Consider the following 20,298-nt stretch of genomic DNA (forward strand, 5'->3'; position numbering starts at 1 on the left):
CCGCCCCTCATCCGCCTGCCGGCACCTCTCCCCGTATAAAGACGGGGCGAAGAGCACCCCCACCCAACCGTTTCTTAATCTGTCTTCGCTACACCCAAACCCAGAAAAGAGGCGGAAAACGGAGTGTGATCGGGGTGCGCTTTTCCGCGGCGACGACAGCCGGGCGGTTCTTGCCGCAGCGCCTTGCGCTGCGCATCAGGCCGCTGCTTGGCCTGATCGATGCCGTGCTGTTCGCCGCCGGCGCGCGCGGCGAGGCCGGCCGCATGTCGCTGATCGCCTTTTCGGTCCGCATCGTCAGCGCCGTCATCGCCTTCGTCAGCCAGGTGCTGATGGCGCGTTGGATGGGCTCGTTCGAATACGGCATTTTCGTCCTCGTGTGGGTGACCATGGTCATCGTCGGCAATCTCGCCTGCCTCGGCTTCCACACCTCGATCATCCGCTTCATCCCCGAATATCGCGAGCGCGGCATGATGGCCGAATTGCGCGGCATCGTGCGGGCCAGCCGGCTGTTCGTGCTGATTGCCTCGACGGTGATCGCCGGCCTCGGCGCGCTCGGCGTCTGGCTGCTGTCGTCCTATATCGAAAACTATTACGTCGTGCCGTTCATCCTCGGCATCATCTGCCTGCCGATGATCGCCATGTCCGACCTTCTGCAAGGGCTGGCGCGAGCCAATTCCTGGGCGCTGTTTGCGCTGTCGCCGACCTTTCTGGTGCGGCCAGTGCTGATCCTGGCGTTCATGGCGCTGATGCTGCTGGCGGGCTACGCGCCGGACGCGAAAACGGCGATCTTCGCCGCCATCGCCGCCACCTATGCCACCACGCTCGGTCAGCTCATCGGCGTCACCTCGCGCATCGACAAAAGAATCCCGGCCGGGCCGATGAAGCTGCATTTCGGCCAATGGTTCATCGTCTCGCTGCCGATCTTCCTGGTCGAGAGCTTCTTCTTCCTGCTCACCAATGCCGACGTGCTGATGGTCGGCGCCTATCTCGATCCCAACGACGTCGCCGTCTATTTCGCCACCGTCAAGACGCTGGCGCTGGTGCATTTCGTCTATTTCGCCGTCAAGGCCGGTGTCGCCCAGCGCTACGCGCAGTTCACTCATGGCGAGCCGCACAAGCTCGCCGCCTTCGCCCGCGAAACCGTGTCGTGGACCTTCTGGCCGTCGCTGGCGATGGCGCTGCTGGTGCTGGCGCTGGGCGAGCCGATGCTGACCCTGTTCGGCCCGGAATTTTCCGCCGGCTATCCGCTGCTGTTCCTGCTGGTGTTCGGTGTCGTCGCGCGGGCCGCCGTCGGCCCTTGTGAAAGCCTGCTCACCATGAGCGGCAACCAGAACATCTGTGCCGCCGTCTATGCCATGACGCTGGCCTTCAACATCGCGCTCAGCGTCGTGCTGATCCCGCTGTTCGGCCTGTGGGGCGCGGCGATGGCCACCGTCTTCGCCATGATCTTCGAGGCCGGCGCGCTGTCCTTTACGGTCTGGCGCAAGCTCGGCATCGCCATGGTCATTTTCGTGCCCGCCAAAGGAGCCGCCTGATGGCTGCCGTCCCCTTGCTCGAGGAAACCAGCGGCGGCCCCGCCGGCGCCATGGTGTCCGGCCTTGCCGGGCTTGCCCGCGAAGCCGATCCCGCCCATGTCGAGATCCTCGCCAACAACCGGCCCGAGCGCCGGCTTGCCATCTATCCGGCCTCCGCCGGCTTCGACCTGGTCGAGGAGCTCGACTATCTCTGCACCCGCACGATCGAGCCCAACGTCTTCTTCAATCCGCGCTTCCTGGCGCCGGCGATGCCGAGGCTCGAGGACCGCGAGGTGCGGCTGGCGGTCATCCGCGACGGCGACAAGTATCGCAACCGGCTGCGCCTGCTGGTGCCGTTCTCGGTCGAGCGGCCGATGGTGCCGCTCGGGGTTCCCGTCATGCGCACCTGGTCGAGCCCGTTCGGCCCGATCGGCACGCCGCTGGTCGACCGCGACGATCCGATCGGCGTCATCGAGGATTTCTTTTCGATGCTGTCGAGGCCGCACCTCAAGCTGCCGAAGGTCTTCGTGCTGCCCGACATGAGGCTGGACGGCCCGGTTGCGAGCCTGCTCGCCAGCGTCGCCGAAACGCGCGGCCTGACGCTGGTCACCACCGGCAAGGCCGACCGCCCGGTGCTCGAAAGCGAGCTCGACGGAGAGGAGTATCTGAAAGCTTCGCTGCGCGCCCACCATTATCGCGAGTTCCGCCGCCTGAAGCGCCGTCTCGCCGATCTCGGGCGGCTGGAGCATGTCGTGGCGCGCGGGCCGGACGAGATCCGCCACGCCATCGAAAACTTCCTGACGTTGGAGGCTGCCGGCTGGAAAGGCCGCGAACGCACTGCCATGGCCATCGACCGCTACCGCGCCGCCTTCGCCCGAGAAGCGGTGCACCGGCTGGCCGAGCAGGACCTCTGCCGCATCCATTCGCTGACGCTCGACGGCCGCACCATCGCCTGCCTGGTCGTCTTCGTCGAGGCCGGCGTCGCCTACACCTGGAAGACCGCCTATGACGAGACGCTCGCCGCCTATTCGCCGGGCACGCTGCTGATGATCGAGGTGACCAGGCAGCATCTCGACGACCCCAATATCATGATGACCGATTCGTGCGCGGTGCCCGACCATCCGGTGATGAGCCGGCTGTGGAGCGAACGTAAGCCGATGGGCACGCTGGTGATCGGGCTGACGCCGGATGCCGACCGCCCCGCCCGCCAGGCGGCCTCGCAACTCCACCTCTACCGCGAGACCCGCAACATGGCCCGCCTGCTGCGCAACCGGATGAGGAGCCTGCTGCGGCGGCGCTAGTGCATCGGGTCCAAAATGGGCCCGGCTCGGCCGTCTCCGCACCGTCGGCCCGCTCGGGCCTAGGTCGTCAGGGTTAATTCTCCCGATCAGCGGAAAGGATTAGCATCGACGCAGTCCCAACAGGGATGAGGCGATCAATTACGGCCGCGCGTCCAGCATCCTTGCCGCCTCGGTCCTGCACGGCCAGAAGAAAAAACTGGGAGGAATGCATGATGAAAACAACTCACCTCAGGCGTCTAGGGGTCCTCACATTGGCAGGTCTCGTTGGCGCGTGTCTGAACGCCGCCACCCCTCGGGCCGCCGAACCCGACAAGGCCGAGATCGATGCCCTGCGTAAATCGCTGTCCAGGTATGAAGACTACAAGGTTGCCGTTCGCGAGCTTTATCTATCGACGGTTGGATGCGTCTTCTACAGCGGCGAAAAGGTAGAGGGGGCGATGGACTATCCGAAGGGTGCGATGGGGATCCATTTCGTCAACGTCACGACTGTCGGCCCGACCGCGGATCCGACGCGTCCCAATGTGCTGATCTATGAGCCGGTCGGCGGCGAATTGCGCCTGGTCGGTGTGGAATGGCTCGTGCCCTTGACGCCGGACACCAAGGAGCCGCCGAAGCTTTTCGGCCAGACATTCATGGGGCCTATGGAGGGGCATTATCCGCTCATCCCGAAGGAGTTCCACCACTACGACCTTCACGCCTGGTTGTTCAAGGAGAACCCGCTCGGAATGTTCAGCCCGACGAACCCGGACGTGAAATGCGACAATTATGCGTTTCCGATGCCGGAGCAGCCGACCAAGATGGTGCCGGGGCCGATGTGATAGCTCAGGCTACGATCCGTAGCTTGCCAGGAAGGGCAGCCGTGCCTCAAGGACGATATCCCAGAGGACGTTCCTGGGATAACGTCCTAGCAAAAGTCCGTGCCCGGAACTTCGGACTCGTTTTGCCGTTTGGCAGTCACGAGTCGACCCCGCCGCGGGGTGACTTCGGGAACCTTTCGTAGGGGACATGGTTCCGAATGGGCGGCGAAAGCGTGCTGCTCCTCATTCCTGCTGTCGCCAAGGAGATTCGACCATGAAGCTTCGCGAGTTGTTGGATCAAATAAAGGACCTGCCGCCTGACACCTTGGTCTGTGCCGCCGAAATCGATGAAGCCTTCGCAGTCAACGTTGTTGGCGTTGAAGCTGTCGGGAGCGCCAGAATCCAAAGCCGCAAGCCGGATGGCACCGAAGCTGTCGAACTCGCCAACGGGACCGAGAAAGTCATCGTGATCCGCTGGTGAAAACCGGGAAGTTTCGTTCAACAGCAGCGGTGTTGCTCACCACTGGCGCTGAATTGCAAATCCTGGCAGCACACTGATGGCGGTCGCCCTATGGCTTGGCGGGCATGGCTTGGACGAAAGCCGCCATCTGGCGTTCGAGCGCCTTGAACGCGCTGCCGCGCCAGCTCTCGGCCATTGATGCCGATTTTGGATCCGGGAAAATTTCCTCCTCCCCTCGCGCCATACCGTCCAGAATACCTTTCGCGACGCTCTCCGCGGAGCTCTTCGGTATGTCGGCGTCTCTGCTCATGTCGGTGTCTATGGGACCGGACAGGACCGCATGAACGCTCACGCCACGAGCCCCGGCGAGAGCACGTAACGACTGAGTCATGGAGAACGCGGCGGCCTTCGACAGCGAGTAGGACGGAATAATTGGGAAGGGAACGAGGGCCGCTTCCGACAGGATGTTGATCACGGCGCCGCGCGAACGCGTGAGCAGCGGCAGCAATGCGTGGGTTACGCCATGCACGCCGAGCAGGTTGACGGCGAGGTGTCGCTCGAGCGCAGCACGATCGCCAAGGTCGTCATAGAGCCCGATGCCAGCGTTGTTGATGAGGATGTCGAGAGACCCGATCCGCTCGACAGCCGCCCCTATCTGCGCCGCATCGGTCACGTCCAGGATCAGCGGCGTGACACGCCGATCTGCGTGGGCGAGCGGCTTGCGCGCGCCGGCATAGACGCGCTTGGCACCCCGCCTCAATATTTCCTCGACCAGCGCCTTGCCGAGGCCGCGGTTGGCCCCGGTTACCAGAACGGTCTTGTCTGTGACTTCCATCGATTTCAGCACGGCGATCTCTCCTCCTACTGCGTGAGTGCAAGCGATTTATTCTTGCATCATGCAAGTAGGTTACAGTTTTCTGTTTCATGCTTGGACGCCGTCCCCCTTTGCATTGCTCCAGGGCAGCCGTCGCCGGGCGAACCCTTGCAATCAGGACCCGACTTCCAATGTCGTGTAGGAGATCGGCGAAGGCCGCTCCAGGAAGGCACCGGTTATGGCCGAAACGAAATTCCTCGCGTCCGCCGAGCCCAGGAAAGCGTCGCGCTTCTGCCTCGATGCCCAGCGCTCCACGCAGATGGTAACGTTGGGCTCTGCCTGCGAGCGAAAGACGCTATAGTCGATGCATCCGCTTTGCTTGCGGGCGGCGCCGGCTACGTCCCGCAGGGCATCCCGCACCTTGCTCTCGGTGCCGGGCTTCGCCGCTGCCGTCGTCATGACGACTATCTCGGCGCCATCGCTCGCTGCCTTGCGCTCGAGGCCGATGTCCGCATTTTGCGGCACGACCGTTGGATTGGCGTTCTCTTCGCCCTTGTTGGGCTGCCCCTTGCCCGTCGAAATCAGGTCGCGAAGACTCGCGACATAGAAGCGCCAGGAGTCATGGCAGACATCGTAGCATTCTTCACTCGGCTTCAGCCCGACATGGGTGAAACGCAGCTCGGTTCCCTTGTCCGTCGGCGCGATGTCGAAGACCACGTTCGTGCCGGTCCACTCGGTCGCATCCTTGACGAAGTTGAAGTAGTTCTGAACGACGTGCCAGACGACCTTCTTGCCGGGTACAAGCTCGGTGACCTTGAAGGTGCCGCGATGGATATCCTTGAAGTGATAGTAGAATATCGCACCGAGCCTATCGGTATCGCCATCGATGTCTTCGGACCACCAGGCACGCGGATTGACAACCGCCGCAAAAACCTTTTGCGGGCTTTGCTCAACGACAAATGACGTTGTGTAATCTTCTTGCTTTTTCATGAAATATCTCCCGTCTGGATCTGATTGGTTGGTGGACACCCTAAATCTCGGGCGATGACGTGAGCGACCTCTGTCGCTTGCATCATGCAAGCACAATGCATACTTGCATGATGCAAGTCAACAGGGTATGTTCACAGCATGCTTGGTCGTCTCTATGAAAAACAGAACTGCTCGGCCTCACGCGCCCTGGAGCTGGTCGGCGAGCGCTGGAGCCTCTTGATCCTGCGCGACGCGATATTCGGCGGCTACACGCGCTTTTCACAATTCCAGAAGAGCCTGGGGATCGCCACCAACATCCTGGCCAAGCGCCTCGAGGATTTTGTCGAGGCCGGCCTGATGGACCGTCGCCCGGGCGCCGCCGGCGAGCAGGCCGAATACGTCCTGACCCGAAAGGGGCTAGAATTCAAAACGGTCATCATCGCGCTGACCGAGTGGGGCGACAAATGGGTGCGGCCCGGACCCATCTTCTACTGCGACCAATCCGACGGTAAGCCCGTCGAGGTGCAATTGCGCCGCGCCGACAATGGCAAGCGGGCCGACCTCGCCGAGGTCGTGGCGGCCCTCCGCTAGGCACGGCGGCGGGGCTGGCGAGGTGCAATCATTTCAGTGGGTTGGACGATCCCACCCACGCCATTGGGTTTAATAAGAAGTGGCGTGGGGATTTTGGGAAGTGGTGCCCCTAGCCGGGATCGAACCAGCACTCCTTGCGGAACTCGATTTTGAGCGGCCCAAACAGCGCTAATCTGAACATCGCCGATTGCAAGTAAAAGTGCGAAAGCCCACTCCGATCAATGATTTAGCTTGATCTTGATGGGCTACAAACTTCTCCATGCTTTCTGGCAGTAGCCGGGAGCCGTGCCCCTGAACGCCCCTGTTCGGCTCCCATGACAAACGTGTTTGGAGACCCGCAGATGGCAAAAATCAAACTCACCAAGACGGCGGTGGACGCCGCAACCCCGAAGGACCGCGAATACGAACTCCGCGATACGATCGTACCGGGGTTCATGCTGAAAGTCACGCCAACGGGCGGCAAGATCTTCATGTTGCAGTACGCGAACAACTCCGGTGTCCGCCGGAAGCCCGCGATAGGTCGATTTGGAGAACTCACGGTCGATCAGGCAAGAAAGCTGGCCCAGGACTGGCTGGCAGAGGTTCGGCACGGCCGCGACCCGAGTGCTGAGAAGTCAGCAGCACGCGCCGCCCCAACCATGAAGGAACTGTGCAGCAAGTTCATCGAGGAGCACTCGAAACTGCACAACAAGCCCTCCACGGTTTCGGGCAACGAACTGAATATCAAGAATCACATCCTTCCGCGCATAGGCCGCTTCAAGGCGCATGAAGTGACCCGCGCTCACATCTCGGAACTGATGACAGCTCTGGCGGACCGCCCGGTCATTGCCAATCGGACGCTCGCATGCCTTCGGAAGATGTTCAACTTAAGCGAATTGTGGGGCAGGCACATTCAGAAATTCGCTGAGAAGGGCTCGACCCGGTTCATCACCGACGAAGAGATGCGCAAGCTCTTCACCTATCTCGATCGCGCTGACCGGGAAGGTCTGGAGCATCCCTTCATCGTCCTGGCGATCCGGCTCCAGTTCGAATTCGCAGCTCGCATGTCGGAGGTACTGGCGCTTGAATGGGACTGGATCGATCTTGAAGCACGGCGCGTCACTTGGCCGGACAGTAAGACCGGGGGCATGACAAAGCCGCTTAGCGATGAGGCCCACCGGCTGCTAAGCGAGGCACCATGCTTCGAAGATTCACCATTTGTCTGTCCGTCGATCTTCGATCCCTCAAAGCGCATGACCGACAACACCTACAGCCATGCGTGGCGTCGCATCCTGGATCGAGCTGGCATTGCCCATGTCGGCACGCATGGTATTCGTCACCGCGCCGCGACCGAGATCGCGAATTCGGGGGCTCCCCTCAAAGTCGGCATGGCACTGACCGCCCACAAGACCGTCACCCAATTTATGCGCTACGTCCACACCGAGGACGATCCCGTGCGGATGGCTGCGGACGCAGTTGCGGCGCGCCGGCGCAGCGTCATTAGCAGCGTTGCCGTCGATGGTGAATTCCCCCCCGATCTCGATGCGAGCGCGGACGAGGCGGCCGAGGTCGAAGCATCTGTGCCACAGACTGCCTTTCCGGCGTCACCTTCTCCCGGCCTGGAAGCAGGCGAAAACACCTCGCGGATGAAGTTCGCCAACTATCGGCCCTTCCGTCATCGCAGCGGAGATAATCGGGCTATCCCGCCCGGCACCCGACGGGCTGAAGGTACGGAGGCTGCCCAATGAGCAAAGAGCCGAAACGGAAGATGTGGTTCGATGGGCCTGCAGAGAATGCGGTCGCAATCGCCTCCAAGTGGCTGCGGACCAGGCAGGCCGCCGCCTACCTCAATATCTCGCATCGGACTCTGGAAAAGCTACGCAGCACTGGCGGCGGCCCATCCTATCGAAAAGTCACAGGTACCGTCCTCTATCGGATGGACGAACTCGATCAGTGGGTTGAGTCCAGAACCTTCACGTCGACCTCGAACGAAACCGGAAGGGACGATCACCATGCCCCGACCAAATAACCGGGCCAAATGGCCGTCCGCTGAACTTCTTGTGCGAGCCACTTTTGTGAACGAAGCTGGTCCGATCCGCTTCGTAGATACCGAAGTTGCAGCGAAGTATCTCGCGCTCGAAGTCCACACGCTCGAATGCTATCGCTCGCGCGACACGGGGCCAGCATTCTACAAGTTCGGAAAATATGTCCGCTATGCGGTCGATGATCTTGATGCCTGGACGGACACTTGCCGCCGCTCAACCGCCGAATCGCCATCGGCGCCTCGCACCTTGCCGTGACCGGTCATAGCCTCAAAGCTATGCGGTTCATGAGTTCAGTTACGGTCGGCGTGAGTCTTAGGCGACTGAGAGACAGGCGACGCCGACGGATCGGTTCAAGGCGCGATCAGCGATTTGTTCGCCAAATAGAGCGGTTTCCGTTCGGATCGGACCATTTCGTCGAGTGCATCACCGATTTGGCCAGACCATCATGAAGGAAATAACCTCGCAAGCGGATGTGAGCGACGAACAGTAGCGCAAGTGACGGCTGCTCCGCTAAGAGACGCATATGCATTTCGTCATGAAGCATCCGTTTCGGGATAACCGCCAGCAAATCTACGGGACTCAACGAGAGATTCGGGAAACGGCGGAGCAACTAGCGTTTTTCCATGCACCTGCGAAAAGCAATGCCTAAAGAGCGCCTCGTTCAAGGCACCGATGGCTACTATCATGCGGGATATGACATCTCAGCCGATGTGATCGCCTACGTCGCCGCCAGGCCTGGCTGCAGGGCTATAACGGCCAGGTGCTGGCCAGCGAACCGGCAATGAGTACGGCAAAATAGCGCGCCCGCCTTGGAACAAGCTGGCCACTGTGGAAGTTCATCATGGCGCAGCAAGTTCTACTCCCCTCTATGATTGCTGCAAAGATCGGTTCCGCCGATCCGGGCCCGCGTTTTCTTCCCGCCTACGCTTGAAGACGCGGGCTTGTCGTAGATACCGCCAGCAACCAGCCGATCCCCTCAACGCGATGTGCGACAGTGAAGCATAAGCAACGCATTGAAGGGAGCTTCACATGGCACGTCAGATTTCAAAGCCGTTCCGTTTTCACACGATTGCTTGGTAGGACTGGACTTGCCTGTTACACTCGATACATCCTTTAGCTTAAATGGTTGGTGACAACCGATATTCGCCGATCTAACGGGCATCTTCTTTGCTGAGCACGCGCGGGCGTTCCGATCGCTTCACCGGGCGCTGCTTGCGAGCAGCGGTGATACGATCCACGACCAGTTGCGCGAACGGCTCGGCGGCGCCGTGCGGACGGAACTGACCGGTAAGCGGATCGGCGACGCGGGTGTGCCGATCGAATTCGCCGTCCAGTTCATATCAGGAGCATTTCTCGCGGTGCTTGCCTGGTGGATCGCCGAGAACGCCAGCCTTTCGCCGGCGCAGGTCGACGACCTATTCCAGCGGATGGCCGCCCAGGGTGTCTCCTCCATGGGCATCGGCGGCTCGGATTGAAGCGGGCTTAAGTTGAATCATTCGCGTCGCCGGTTCCGACTTCGTTGGGAACTGTACTATCGTTCCTCCGGCGGCCGAATCTTGCGGAACGTCGCAAGCAGAAGAATGTCATAGACTATCTTCAGGGCTCCAGCGATGAGCAGCGGCCAGCCGAAGCCGGAAACTGCAAGAAGTGAGCCGGCGAGCATCGGACTCGCCGCCGATGCGAGACTGCGCGGAACAGCTGTCACGCTCGCCGCTGCGGCACGCTCACCAGGCGTCACCACTGCCATGACGTAGGAGGTGCGGGTCGGCACATCCATCTGCGATAGCGCACTCCGGATCAGCAGAAGGACGATCACCGGAGCGAGGCTGTGCATGAACGGAATGAGCAACAGGCAAAAGCTCGACGGCAGGTGAGTGAACACCATCGTGTTGACCAGTCCGATCCGCTTGGAGATTTGAACCGCCACCAGATACGACACGGCTGAAAGCAGGCCCGTGCAGAAGAAAATGGCGCCTGTGGTAGCGAGGGACAGGTCAAAGGTTTGATAAAGCCATAGTGCAAGCATAGACTGAACCACAAGGCCGCCCGCAAATGCGTCCAGACTGAAAAGCGCGGCCAAAGTGAGGACGATGGTCCGAGACTTGCGCAAGGGCTCCGCTGGCGCAGCATCCGCTTCGATCGATGCCTCGGGCAGCCTCCGATACAGGAGCAGCGATCCCACCCCAAGGAAGGCATAGAGCAGGAAAGCAAGCTGAAGGGCCTGTTTGATCTCCATTCCGACAAGGTGTCGCAGAAGGTCCGGGGCACCGGCCGCCAGAGCGCCGGCAGCCCCAATAAGGGAGCCGACAACGCTGTAGCGGGCAAACAGCGCGGTTCGATCGCGATCAGTGACGCTGTGCGCAAGTTCCGCATGCTCGAGTGGCAGAAACACGCTCACGTCGCCGGAGGATGGGTTCAACGTTCCGACGAACGCGACCACGAGCAGCGGCCAGAAGTCGTGGACGAGCGCAAAGGCAAGTCCGGTCAGAATCATCAGGCCTGCTGCCGCGATCAGCAGCGAGCGGCGCGAGAAACGGTGCGCGATGGCCCCGACGCCAAGCGTGAGTGCCGCCGATCCCGAAAGCGTTGCCGTGGCGAAGATCCCGATCTCGAAAGCGTTGAAGCCGACCGCCGCCAGATAGGCGGGAAGCAAAAGACTGACAAGTCCGTCGCCAAACGCCCGCAATCCCCTGGATGCCAGCAGATAGGAAGCCGTCGGGGCGGCACCGGAAGGCAGGAGCGCAAATCGCTCCGGCTTTTGCAACGCTTCCGTCGGCCTCCGAATTGTCAACGTACCTCCTGACATACCGCCCGGCAGACTGCAGACCCTAGATCGAACCTATGGCGACGCCGTAAAGAACACCCAATATCGAACAGGCCACCAAGACTGGGATCATCCCGATCTTGAAACGAAACACCGCGAGCATTGCCACACGAGCCCATACGCGCATGGCGGCAGCGAACGAAATGCCATGGTCGTGAGTTTCGGCCAGAGATGGCGGCGTCGCGACGGACTGCTCTAGATTCGATCTCGCGGCACTCAGGAAACTGCTTCGAGGCAGCGACATCGCCCTGAGCCACCGTTAAATGCGACGCGATGATGTAGCGAGGTGCGCCGCTCAACCCCTCTCGAATGTGATCAGGCCGCATTGACTGCGGTGCACTCAAAACCCCTTGCGGCAAAGAGTTTCAAGATCCGCTTTCGCTATTCCCTCTAGGACGAGCGCGGGAAGAATATCGTTATCCCGCTTGAGATCGCGGCCATATGCCGCCGATAATATGGAAATTCCGGATTCGTGGAGGACCGCTGGGGTTCCGCTGATCTTCCCCAGAACGGCGGTCGGCAGCAGTCCGAACGGTACATCCTCGAGGATATAGCGGCTCTCGATAGTTGTCGGGCCAAAGCCACCGCGGCCACGGCGGTCCATCTCTTGGTTCATCTCCGAAACAGTGCTCATGGGCACATGGAACGACAATGAAAAATGTTCCTGGACGGTACGCACTGCTATCCCAAAATGGCCAGCGATCGCCAATCGTTCGGCGTCCAAAGCTTCGATAAAGCGGCCAACAGCCGGCGTGATGTTTCCGCCCTGGCTCCATTGCTCGGCTTTTTCCATGCGCGTCAGATTGAGAAGGGCAATTCCCAGATGGTTCTGCGGATTGAGGTTGCTGAGCGCGATAGCGAGCAGACCATCGCGCTTGACGAAACGATCGCCGAACAAGATCGTGCAAAGTTCGTGTCCTTGATCCTGGTAACTGAAAGGCAGCGTCGCGACATCAAGCTTCTGACGGATGGTGGTGACATGGACTTCGGTTGGTCCAAGCTGGCGACCGGTCAAGAGCGTTGTGCCCCAAACGACGATCGGCAAACTGACCTTTCGCTCCGCCAACCGGTTTGAGAGATACAGCGCCCCGAACGAACTATGCGAACTGATGATGACCGGGATTCCGTCAATCAGATGAGGAACGGCGGCATCCATCACCATCTTGTGGGCGTACGCCGGAAGCGCAATCACCACCACGTCCGCGTTGACAATGGCATCTTTGCAATCCTTGGCAATGCGCACCGGCACCGTTGCCTCGATGTCCCCCGTCGCTTTCAACAATTCGCCAGCAGCCAGCGCCTTGGTGCGCTGTCCCGACGGTGACCAAAGCGTTGGCGAATGTCCCGATTTTGCCAAATACGCGGCAAGACCAAAAGCAATAGCTCCGGCGCCCAGAATACTCACGCGCATAATATTCCTCCTGTTGCAGGCTTTTTGGTCCGAGAATCCTCGCCATCCTCACCTGAAGGTTTTTCATCAGGAGGCTTCGCAAGTTGGAGCCGCATCTGCCGTCCTTGTCCGCCTCCGCCAAGGACTCCGGCTCTAAAGCCGCCCAAATGCACAAAGCCGTAACGAACATTAGTTTCCGCTTGACATATATCAAAAACGAATGAGACGATGTCAATCATACGAATTGCACATGAAGGGAGAGCATGGAAACCCGCGACCTTCAGACCTTCCTTGCGGTTGCTGCCAGCGGCAGCATCACCAAGGCGGCTGACATGCTCGGGCGCTCCCAGCCTGCGGTGACACGCACCATTCAGGATCTCGAGGCCGAGCTTGGCTTCGAATTGTTGCACCGGATCGGTCGACGGGTGCAGTTATCCGAGGAAGGAGTGGCGTTCGAGGAGGAAGCGCGACGCCTGCTGATGTCCTTCACCGAACTGGCGGCGCGAGCCAAGATGATCGCCGCCGGCAGGGGAAGGATCCTGCAGATTGTCACAACCTCTGCGATCGGCACCGGCTTGATCCCGACGGCCCTGGCTGAGCTCCAAGGTGCCGAGCTTCCGCACGAGACGCATCTCGGGCAGTTTCTTCCCTCCATCGTCGCCCAGGAAGTGCGCAGCGGACGTGCCGAGATCGGGTTTTCAAGCCTGCCGCTTGATACGCCCGGTCTGGATGTCCTGCGGCTCTATTCGGCGCCCGATGTTGCAGCCGTGCGGGAGGACGATCCGCTGGCTGAACTTGATGTCATACCACTTTCCGCTTTTGCCGGCCGCCGCGTCGCCACGTTGCTCAATCCGCTGCGTTTTCAGTTGCATGTCTCCAAGGCATTGGCGGCCAGGGGCATCGACACCGGCCCAGTAATCCGGACGAATACTGCCTATGGCGCGTTGCAGCTTGTGCGCCGGACTGGTGTCGCGGCTGTCATCGACCCCCTCACCGCCTATGGCGTAGCCTTGCCTGGGGTCGCCATTCGCCCGATCGACGTAACCGTTCTCTTTTATTGGGGTGTTGTGGCCGCAGCAAACCGTCCCCTTCGTCCAGTCGCGCAGGCGCTGATGGATGCGGTCGAGGCGGTGGCTGAACGGTCGATCGTCGGCTTCAAGAAACTCGATCCGGCCTTGGCCGGCCAATTGGTGACCGATCCTGCATCCGGCACAAATCACGGAACGGGAATATGAAGCATACGCCCACCGCGCCAATCTCGACAGGTCTTGCCGCGCTGGAAGCGCAGCTTGCGCAGGATCTCGACTTTCTCGAACTGCCCGCCAAGCCATGGGTTCCCGCGCGTCCGCACAATGGCACGCCTGTCCGTGACGTCGTGGTGATTGGCGCCGGCATGTGCGGACTTGCTGCCATGGCAAAGCTGGTGCTGACCGGGATCACCAACGTCGTCGCCTACGAGGCGGCTCCGGCCGGGCGCGAGGGACCATGGGTAACGTTTGCCCGCATGCAAACGCTCCGGTCACCGAAGACACTTCACGGTCCGTCGCTCGGGCTGCCGCGGCTGACGTTCCGCGCCTGGTTCACGGCACAGTGGGGGTCCGAGGCCTGGCAGTCGCTGGACAAAATTCCCAAGGGCCAGTGGATGGATTACCTGGTCTGGTACCGCAAGGTTCTTGCTCTGCCGGTGCGCAACGGCGTGCGCATGACTGGTGTCGCACCCGTTGGTGATCTGATCGCGATCGATATCGAGGGCGCGGAAACCGGCCGGGTTCTGACCCGCCATCTCGTTCTGGCCACTGGTCGCTCCGGTCTCGGCGGCTTTGCCGTACCCGATTTCCTCAAAGGAATCGATCGCGCCTATTGGGCCCATTCGGCCGACGACATCGATTTCGACGCGCTGAAAGGCAAGCGCGTGGCGGTTATCGGCGCCGGCGCCTCTTCCATGGACAATGCCGCGACTGCACTCGAGGCGGGCGCCGGCTCAGTGGACATGTTGATCCGGCGCAAGGAAATGCCGCGCATCAACAAGCTGACCGGCATCGGCAGTCCGGGTGTTGTCCTCGGCATGCATCAATTGCCCGATGCCTGGAAGTGGAAGTTCTTCGACTACACCGCCTCGACCCAGACGCCGCCGCCGCGCTCATCGACGCTTCGCGTGTCTCGCCACCCCAATGCCCGGTTCTTTCTCGACTGCGGCATCGTCGCGGTCATGGAAGATGCGGGAGGCCTGCTGATTGAAACCACGCAAGGACCAATACGCTACGATTTTCTGATCGCGGCAACCGGCTTTTCAAACGACTTCAAAGGCCGTCCGGAATTCGCAGCCCTAGCACCACATATCCGCATCTGGTCGGATGGCCGATATACGCCGGATATGGGGCCGGCACGTGCAGGCATGTCGGACGCACCGGATCTTGGTCCCGCCTTCGAATTTCGCGAACGTGTCCCCGGTTCCTGCCCGATGCTGGCGCACATCCACTGCTTCAACGACGCCGCCATGCTGACCCACGGCAAGGTCTCCGGCGATATCCCAGCCGTCAGCGCGGGTGCCGACCGTCTGGTCCGCGGCATTGCCGCGTCGCTGTTTGCCGAAGATGTCGAAACCCACTTCGCCAATCTGATCGCTTACGACACGCCCGAACTTCTGGGCGACGAATGGGTGGATTCAACACCCTTGCTACAAAAGGAGGCCGCCCTGTGATCGACGCGATGGACAAGGCCGCCGGTCTTTCACCGGATGATGCCCTTTTCGCCGCACGGCGGTTTCGGCCCGAATTCGTGCAAGGGGCGGAGGAATGTCGCCTCTCCGTCCTGCAGCCGGCAAACGATCAGGGGCTGGCGCCGAATTTGAGGGTTGCCCTGGCCCGTCGCATGGCCGCTCTGAATGACGATCCCGTCCTGATGGCCGAATATGATGTGCAGCTGGCTCAGCTTGGTCCGACTGAGCAGCTTCTGGCACTGGCCCAGGGGGAAACGGATTTGAATGAACCTCTCGCAACCATCGTCCGTCATGTCGACCTGATCACGCTGACGCCGAAAATGGCGGAAGCGAGCCATATCGCCCTCCTCGCCAAGGCTGGATTGAACAATCCTCAGATCGTCGCACTCTCCGAACTGATTGCCTTCGTCAACTTCCAAACGCGGGTGGCGACAGGCTTGCGCCTGATGAGGTCGAAATGATTTCCTCGGTTCGTCTGAAGCCATTGAATTGGCACCCCTACATCGCACCGGTCGAGCTATCGGAGGCCACGCCGGAACAGCTCGAAGCGATGAAGGTTACGCCCTCTGCGAAGAAGGTTTCGGAATATGTGCGCACCCTTGTGCATGACCCAGAGAGCTACCTTGCCCGCACTGTTCTGTTCAACGCCATCATGTATGTCGAAGGCGGACTTGTCCGTCCTGACCGCGAACTTGGTGCACTGGGCGCCTCGATCGTCAATGGCTGCAAATTCTGTGCCGTCGTTCACGCCCGCAGGCATTCAGAGTTGACCAAGAGCGACGAAGTCGTCACCGCGCTGTATCTCGACAAACCCGAAAAGCTTGGGCCGCGCGATGCGGCAATCTACAGTTTTGCCCGCCGCCTGTCGGCGGCGCCGTCGGAAGCGACGGCAGACGATATCGCGGCGCTTCGATCAGTCGGCATGGATGACCGCGAGATCATCGACCTGATCCACGCCATATCGATCTTCGGCTGGGCAAACCGGCTGATGCACGTTCTAGGCCATGCGGAGAGCGGGTGATGATGTCGCATGCGGTCAAGGCACTCCGTCTCACACTGTGAAGGGCACCAACCAGAAATGCTTGAACTCAAAGATGTAAAGCTGTCTTACGGAAGCACGCAGGTCCTGAACGGCGTCAATCTCTCGGTAAAGCGAGGTGACGTGGTGTCGATCATCGGCCCCAGCGGCACCGGCAAGACCACGCTGCTGAAATGCATCAACTACCTGGCCAAGCCGTCATCCGGAACCATCGCCTTCGATCAGATTCGGATGGATTACCAGCGCGCCGACAAGGCCGCCGTCCAGGCGATCCGGCTCCGGACAGCGATGGTCTTTCAGCAATTCAACGTCTTCAAGAACATGACGGTCCTCCAGAACGTGATGGATCCCCTGGTTGTCGTGCAGCGCAAGTCCACGGACGAGGCGCGCGAGATCGCCCTGCGGGAACTCGATCGGGTCGGCCTCTCCCCGAAACGAGACAGCTATCCCTCCCAGCTTTCGGGCGGTCAGCTTCAGCGCACCGGCATCGCGCGCGCCCTGGCGGTTCGTCCTGACGTGATACTCTTCGATGAGCCTACGTCATCGCTGGATCCCGAACTCGTCGGTGAAGTCCTGAAGGTGATCAACGATGTCACCTCGTCAGGCATCACTTCGCTGCTTGTGACCCACGAGATGCAATTCGCAAAGAACATCTCGAACCGAATTGTCTTCATGGATCGTGGCGTGGTTGCCGCCGATGGCAGCCCGGCTGAGATCTTCGATGCACCTTCCAGCCCACGCCTTGCTCAATTCCTGCAGTCGGAACTCGCTTTTCAATAGCTCAACAACTCTACAAGAAGGGAACCTAAGAAATGTCTGCAATCACATCCAGTTTGTCCCGCCGCGCTGCCCTGGCTGTTGCCGGCGGCATCGCAATCGCCCTTGCAACCGTGGGGATCAGCCACGGCGAAACGGTCAGGACGATCAAGATCGCGACGTCGGCGGAATCCAAGCCCCTGGCGTGGGGCGCGATAGGCGTCGAGCCACAGGGCTATGAACCCGATCTCCTGAGGGCGATCAATGCAAAGCTGCCTCAGTACAAGTTCGAAATGGAAGGTGTTTCCGACATCGCGCAGGAAACCGGCCTGGCCACGGGCAAGTACGACATCGCGGTCGGCGGCTACTACAAGTCCCCCGAGCGCGCCAAGCAGTTCTTGATTCCGGAAAATCCAATGGGCGCCAGCCTGATGAAGATCTACAGCAAGAAAGACAGCGGCATTAAGGAGATGAAAGACCTGGTCGGCAAGAGGATCGTTCCGACCACGGCCGGCGGCGGCACCTACAAGTTCATCATGAATTGGCAGAAAGAAAACCCGCAATACAAGCTCGATGTCACGGCATCGAGCGCCGGTATTCCGTACCCGAACCGTCTGGACGAAGTCCAGAACGGTAAGTTCGACGCTCTCGTCCTGCCCTCGAATCTAGGTGAGCAGACCGTCATCGAGGAAAAGAAACTCGATATCGTGGCGTCCGAACCAGTGTTCAGCAACAACACCTACATGCTGATCCACAGATCAGACGAGAACAAGGTTCTGGCCGACGATGTGAACAAGGTTCTCAAGGAATTGAAAGACGACGGCACGATCGAAAAGCTCTCGCAGAAGTGGTTCGGCGAGGGCATCGTCCAGTACATGAAATAGCACGGCCATCAACGACCATATTCGCTAGTCAGCGGCAAGACTGAATTGCAAGAAGGAGCGTTTCAAGTGGATGTTTCTGCTATGATCCCCGAGTTGCTCTCGGCACTGCCGCTGACGCTCGCCATCACGTTTACGGCCCTCATTACCGGGTTCTGCCTGGCTCTCATTGCGACAACCCTCCGGGTTCGCAGGGTGCCGGTGATCAGTCACCTGGTGGACCTCTACGTGTCCTATGCCCGCAGTGTTCCTGTCGTTCTCCAGTTGTTCGTCGCGTTTTACGGGCTTCCCCTGTTGGTGATCCTATTCGGCGCCAAAGATTTTATCTCGGCGACGATCGCTGCCATGGTGGGGTTGAGCCTCTACCACGGCGGCTATCTGTCAGAAGTCATGCGGCCTGCATACCTGGCCGTCGATCGCGGCCAGCATGACGCGGCCGACAGTCTGGGATACACCTTCCGACAGAAGATCACCCGCGTCGTCGGCCCGCAAGCGGTGCACTTCGCACTGCCGGGCTACGGGAACTCCATCATCTACCTGATCCATAACGTTGCGCTGGTCATGTATATCGGCGCGGCCGACGTCATGGCGACTGCGCATTTGATCATGGAGCGCGACTATAACCAGTACCAGTTCGAAACCTACCTCGTCCTGGCGGTCATCTATTCGCTGATGTGCCTGGTCGCGTGGCTCATCGTGCGCTTCTTCGAGCTTCGCTCACCGATGCAGGCGCCAGAGGCGACGACAACGACTCCGATCAAGAACGAGCTCATCGCCAGCGTCTGACGTAAGGGTATTCGATCATGTTTGATACCGATATTTTGCTCCAAGATACGCAGGAAATTCTGGGCGCCGTACCCGTGACCGTTGGAATGGCGCTCTTGATTTTCGTCCTGTCGACGATAGTCGGCAGCATATTCGCGCTCATCGAATACAGACGGTTGCCGGTGCTGCGAGAGCTCATCATGACTTACAAGATCGTCTTCAAGGGCGTTCCGATGGTCATCGTGATTTTCCTCGCCTATTTCGGTCTGCCGCCCGCATTCCAGTTCCTGTTCTCGTTGCTGGGGATCAACTTCAACGCCCACGAAACCCCCAATTGGGTCATCCTTGTCGTTGCGATTACCGGCTGTGTCGCCGCGTTCCAATCGGAGATTATCAAGGGAGCCCTGAACGCATTCGACACTGGTCAGTCGGATGCCGCCCATTCGCTGGGCTATACGGGCCGCCAACTGTTCCGACGGATCCTCTTTCCCCAGGTGGCCCTGACGGCAATCCCCGACCTGACAACCTCGATGATGGTCATCATGAAGGCGCTTTCCCTCGGGTTCGCCATCGAGGTTGTCGATATCTTCGCCCAGTCCCAATTAACCGCGGCGCTGAATTACTATTACCTCGAAGCGTTCGTGATTGCCGTCGTGATCTACATGGTGATTGCCTATATCGTCACCCAGATTGCCGACCGGCTGGAACGGGCGCTTAGGGTGCGGACGTGAGGCGCATGTGGGATAGGATGGCCAACCTTCGGATATCGAGCCGCACCTGGGAGGCAATTCTTTTGGGTATGAAAAGCTTGCGGAGAAGCCCAAGTAGCCGATGTATGTACCGGTGATTTGAAACTCCGCCTGCGGGTTTTAGATCCGCATTAGGAATGGAGCCAAGGCAGCCAGCCTCCGCCACAACCCTAGCAACGAGATTTGAGAAGATGGTGCGGGTGGTCGGGCTCGAACCGACACTCCTTTCGGAACTGGATTTTGAATCCAGCGCGTCTACCAATTCCACCACACCCGCATGCAACCACCAAGTCCGTTCGCGGTGTTTGCGAGACTCCGCGACTCCTGTGTGGCTCCTAGGCCGCGTATGTGCCACAAGGTATTCCATGAAGTCCAGAGTGATTTCCCAGCGAAATTCGTGCGTGTAATTCGCTCACGAGCCGTATGATCAAACCTGGGCATTTGGCACCGACTCCTGGTTCGACCCTCGTCCGCTCAGCATAACTAAAGGTCGCGCTTGCCATCGCCCGTGGCCCGCGGGTTCCTTCCTCGGGAACTTTCGTACGCCTGCAGGCGCCCGAAACTCTTCACGAAAGGAGACGGTCCAGTTTCAGGTGACGTCCATCAGAAAGTCGACGGCACCCACTCCAGGATCATTGTGTGTTTTGATGCGGTTCAATCGCTCAATTGGGCGATGCGAAGCCATCTTGGAACGCATAGGTCCCT

Annotated in this window: 21 protein-coding genes and 1 tRNA gene; 17 read left to right on the forward strand and 5 right to left on the reverse strand. The window is 60.1% G+C overall.

Features of this window, described 5'->3' with window-relative positions:
* Positions 1–134: 134 nt before the first annotated feature.
* The 4 genes from AC0L2X_RS25935 to AC0L2X_RS25950 all read left to right on the forward strand — a co-directional run bounded on the left by AC0L2X_RS25935 (position 135) and on the right by AC0L2X_RS25950 (position 4,093).
* Positions 135–1,535, forward strand: a complete 1,401-nt coding sequence (locus AC0L2X_RS25935; protein WP_473600598.1) for a lipopolysaccharide biosynthesis protein — start codon at positions 135–137, stop codon at positions 1,533–1,535.
* Positions 1,535–2,815, forward strand: coding sequence for a GNAT family N-acetyltransferase (locus AC0L2X_RS25940; protein ID WP_473600579.1), 1,281 nt, complete (start codon positions 1,535–1,537; stop codon positions 2,813–2,815). The genes AC0L2X_RS25935 and AC0L2X_RS25940 overlap by 1 nt, the downstream gene beginning before the upstream one ends.
* 251 nt (positions 2,816–3,066) lie before the next feature.
* Positions 3,067–3,633 (forward strand): hypothetical protein, encoded by a 567-nt coding sequence (locus AC0L2X_RS25945; RefSeq protein ID WP_473600580.1) that lies wholly within the window; start codon positions 3,067–3,069, stop codon positions 3,631–3,633.
* A 253-nt stretch (positions 3,634–3,886) separates the two neighbouring features.
* A complete protein-coding gene (locus AC0L2X_RS25950) occupies positions 3,887–4,093 on the forward strand; it encodes a sugar phosphorylase (protein WP_376703099.1) in 207 nt (68 codons plus the stop codon).
* Between the two features lie 88 nt (positions 4,094–4,181).
* On the opposite strand, the gene AC0L2X_RS25955 is transcribed toward AC0L2X_RS25950, so the two are convergent.
* On the reverse strand, positions 4,182–4,919 hold the full coding sequence (locus tag AC0L2X_RS25955; RefSeq protein ID WP_473600581.1) for an SDR family NAD(P)-dependent oxidoreductase: 738 nt from the start codon (positions 4,917–4,919) through the stop codon (positions 4,182–4,184).
* Between the two features lie 141 nt (positions 4,920–5,060).
* Positions 5,061–5,876 carry an antibiotic biosynthesis monooxygenase gene (locus AC0L2X_RS25960; RefSeq protein WP_473600582.1) on the reverse strand — a complete coding sequence of 272 codons (816 nt, stop codon included), beginning with the start codon at positions 5,874–5,876 and terminating at the stop codon, positions 5,061–5,063.
* A gap of 138 nt (positions 5,877–6,014) precedes the next feature.
* On the opposite strand from AC0L2X_RS25960, the gene AC0L2X_RS25965 reads away from it, so the two are divergent.
* The 5 genes from AC0L2X_RS25965 to AC0L2X_RS25985 all read left to right on the forward strand — a co-directional run bounded on the left by AC0L2X_RS25965 (position 6,015) and on the right by AC0L2X_RS25985 (position 9,945).
* Positions 6,015–6,446 carry a winged helix-turn-helix transcriptional regulator gene (locus tag AC0L2X_RS25965; protein ID WP_473600583.1) on the forward strand — a complete coding sequence of 144 codons (432 nt, stop codon included), beginning with the start codon at positions 6,015–6,017 and terminating at the stop codon, positions 6,444–6,446.
* A gap of 341 nt (positions 6,447–6,787) precedes the next feature.
* Entirely contained in the window at positions 6,788–8,173 is a 1,386-nt protein-coding gene (locus tag AC0L2X_RS25970; RefSeq protein ID WP_473600584.1) for a tyrosine-type recombinase/integrase, read from the forward strand.
* Positions 8,170–8,454 (forward strand): helix-turn-helix domain-containing protein, encoded by a 285-nt coding sequence (locus AC0L2X_RS25975; RefSeq protein ID WP_473600585.1) that lies wholly within the window; start codon positions 8,170–8,172, stop codon positions 8,452–8,454. Before AC0L2X_RS25970 ends, AC0L2X_RS25975 begins: the two co-directional genes overlap by 4 nt.
* 46 nt (positions 8,455–8,500) lie before the next feature.
* Positions 8,501–8,725, forward strand: coding sequence for a helix-turn-helix domain-containing protein (locus tag AC0L2X_RS25980; protein WP_473600586.1), 225 nt, complete (start codon positions 8,501–8,503; stop codon positions 8,723–8,725).
* 977 nt (positions 8,726–9,702) lie between these two features.
* Positions 9,703–9,945: a TetR-like C-terminal domain-containing protein gene (locus AC0L2X_RS25985; protein WP_473600599.1), complete on the forward strand. Its 243-nt coding sequence runs from the start codon at positions 9,703–9,705 to the stop codon at positions 9,943–9,945.
* 56 nt (positions 9,946–10,001) lie between these two features.
* Here AC0L2X_RS25985 and AC0L2X_RS25990 read toward each other — a convergent pair whose 3' ends face one another.
* On the reverse strand, positions 10,002–11,234 hold the full coding sequence (locus AC0L2X_RS25990; protein WP_473600587.1) for an MFS transporter: 1,233 nt from the start codon (positions 11,232–11,234) through the stop codon (positions 10,002–10,004).
* Positions 11,235–11,634: 400 nt separating this feature from the next.
* Entirely contained in the window at positions 11,635–12,705 is a 1,071-nt protein-coding gene (locus AC0L2X_RS25995; protein WP_473600588.1) for an NAD/NADP octopine/nopaline dehydrogenase family protein, read from the reverse strand.
* 242 nt (positions 12,706–12,947) lie between these two features.
* Here AC0L2X_RS25995 and AC0L2X_RS26000 point away from each other — a divergent pair, with 242 nt between their 5' ends.
* From AC0L2X_RS26000 to AC0L2X_RS26035, 8 genes are all read left to right on the forward strand, one after another.
* Positions 12,948–13,919 (forward strand): LysR family transcriptional regulator, encoded by a 972-nt coding sequence (locus tag AC0L2X_RS26000; protein ID WP_473600589.1) that lies wholly within the window; start codon positions 12,948–12,950, stop codon positions 13,917–13,919.
* Positions 13,916–15,385, forward strand: a complete 1,470-nt coding sequence (locus tag AC0L2X_RS26005) for an NAD(P)-binding domain-containing protein (RefSeq protein WP_473600590.1) — start codon at positions 13,916–13,918, stop codon at positions 15,383–15,385. Before AC0L2X_RS26000 ends, AC0L2X_RS26005 begins: the two co-directional genes overlap by 4 nt.
* A complete protein-coding gene (locus tag AC0L2X_RS26010; RefSeq protein ID WP_352864518.1) occupies positions 15,382–15,864 on the forward strand; it encodes a CMD domain-containing protein in 483 nt (160 codons plus the stop codon). The genes AC0L2X_RS26005 and AC0L2X_RS26010 overlap by 4 nt, the downstream gene beginning before the upstream one ends.
* Positions 15,861–16,424, forward strand: coding sequence for a peroxidase-related enzyme (locus AC0L2X_RS26015; RefSeq protein ID WP_352670092.1), 564 nt, complete (start codon positions 15,861–15,863; stop codon positions 16,422–16,424). The genes AC0L2X_RS26010 and AC0L2X_RS26015 overlap by 4 nt, the downstream gene beginning before the upstream one ends.
* A 57-nt stretch (positions 16,425–16,481) precedes the next feature.
* Positions 16,482–17,222, forward strand: a complete 741-nt coding sequence (locus tag AC0L2X_RS26020; protein WP_473600591.1) for an amino acid ABC transporter ATP-binding protein — start codon at positions 16,482–16,484, stop codon at positions 17,220–17,222.
* Between the two features lie 32 nt (positions 17,223–17,254).
* Positions 17,255–18,082 (forward strand): transporter substrate-binding domain-containing protein, encoded by an 828-nt coding sequence (locus AC0L2X_RS26025; RefSeq protein WP_352670094.1) that lies wholly within the window; start codon positions 17,255–17,257, stop codon positions 18,080–18,082.
* Between the two features lie 66 nt (positions 18,083–18,148).
* A complete protein-coding gene (locus tag AC0L2X_RS26030; protein ID WP_352670097.1) occupies positions 18,149–18,865 on the forward strand; it encodes an amino acid ABC transporter permease in 717 nt (238 codons plus the stop codon).
* Positions 18,866–18,882: 17 nt separating this feature from the next.
* Positions 18,883–19,575 carry an amino acid ABC transporter permease gene (locus AC0L2X_RS26035; protein WP_473600592.1) on the forward strand — a complete coding sequence of 231 codons (693 nt, stop codon included), beginning with the start codon at positions 18,883–18,885 and terminating at the stop codon, positions 19,573–19,575.
* A gap of 210 nt (positions 19,576–19,785) precedes the next feature.
* Here the strand turns inward: AC0L2X_RS26035 and AC0L2X_RS26040 are convergent.
* Positions 19,786–19,870: transfer RNA gene (locus AC0L2X_RS26040), tRNA-Leu, on the reverse strand.
* Between the last annotated feature and the right edge of the window lie 428 nt (positions 19,871–20,298).

It is taken from the genome of Mesorhizobium sp. WSM4828 (assembly GCF_055811175.1).

Coding starts and splice junctions, on each gene's coding strand:
- AC0L2X_RS25940 (WP_473600579.1), top strand. CDS start 1,535: ATGGCTGCCGTCCCCTTGCTCGAGGAAACCAGCGGCGGCCCCGCCGGC.
- AC0L2X_RS25950 (WP_376703099.1), top strand. CDS start 3,887: ATGAAGCTTCGCGAGTTGTTGGATCAAATAAAGGACCTGCCGCCTGAC.
- AC0L2X_RS25960 (WP_473600582.1), bottom strand. CDS start 5,876: ATGAAAAAGCAAGAAGATTACACAACGTCATTTGTCGTTGAGCAAAGC.
- AC0L2X_RS25965 (WP_473600583.1), top strand. CDS start 6,015: ATGCTTGGTCGTCTCTATGAAAAACAGAACTGCTCGGCCTCACGCGCC.
- AC0L2X_RS25970 (WP_473600584.1), top strand. CDS start 6,788: ATGGCAAAAATCAAACTCACCAAGACGGCGGTGGACGCCGCAACCCCG.
- AC0L2X_RS25975 (WP_473600585.1), top strand. CDS start 8,170: ATGAGCAAAGAGCCGAAACGGAAGATGTGGTTCGATGGGCCTGCAGAG.
- AC0L2X_RS25995 (WP_473600588.1), bottom strand. CDS start 12,705: ATGCGCGTGAGTATTCTGGGCGCCGGAGCTATTGCTTTTGGTCTTGCC.
- AC0L2X_RS26000 (WP_473600589.1), top strand. CDS start 12,948: ATGGAAACCCGCGACCTTCAGACCTTCCTTGCGGTTGCTGCCAGCGGC.
- AC0L2X_RS26005 (WP_473600590.1), top strand. CDS start 13,916: ATGAAGCATACGCCCACCGCGCCAATCTCGACAGGTCTTGCCGCGCTG.
- AC0L2X_RS26015 (WP_352670092.1), top strand. CDS start 15,861: ATGATTTCCTCGGTTCGTCTGAAGCCATTGAATTGGCACCCCTACATC.
- AC0L2X_RS26020 (WP_473600591.1), top strand. CDS start 16,482: ATGCTTGAACTCAAAGATGTAAAGCTGTCTTACGGAAGCACGCAGGTC.
- AC0L2X_RS26025 (WP_352670094.1), top strand. CDS start 17,255: ATGTCTGCAATCACATCCAGTTTGTCCCGCCGCGCTGCCCTGGCTGTT.
- AC0L2X_RS26035 (WP_473600592.1), top strand. CDS start 18,883: ATGTTTGATACCGATATTTTGCTCCAAGATACGCAGGAAATTCTGGGC.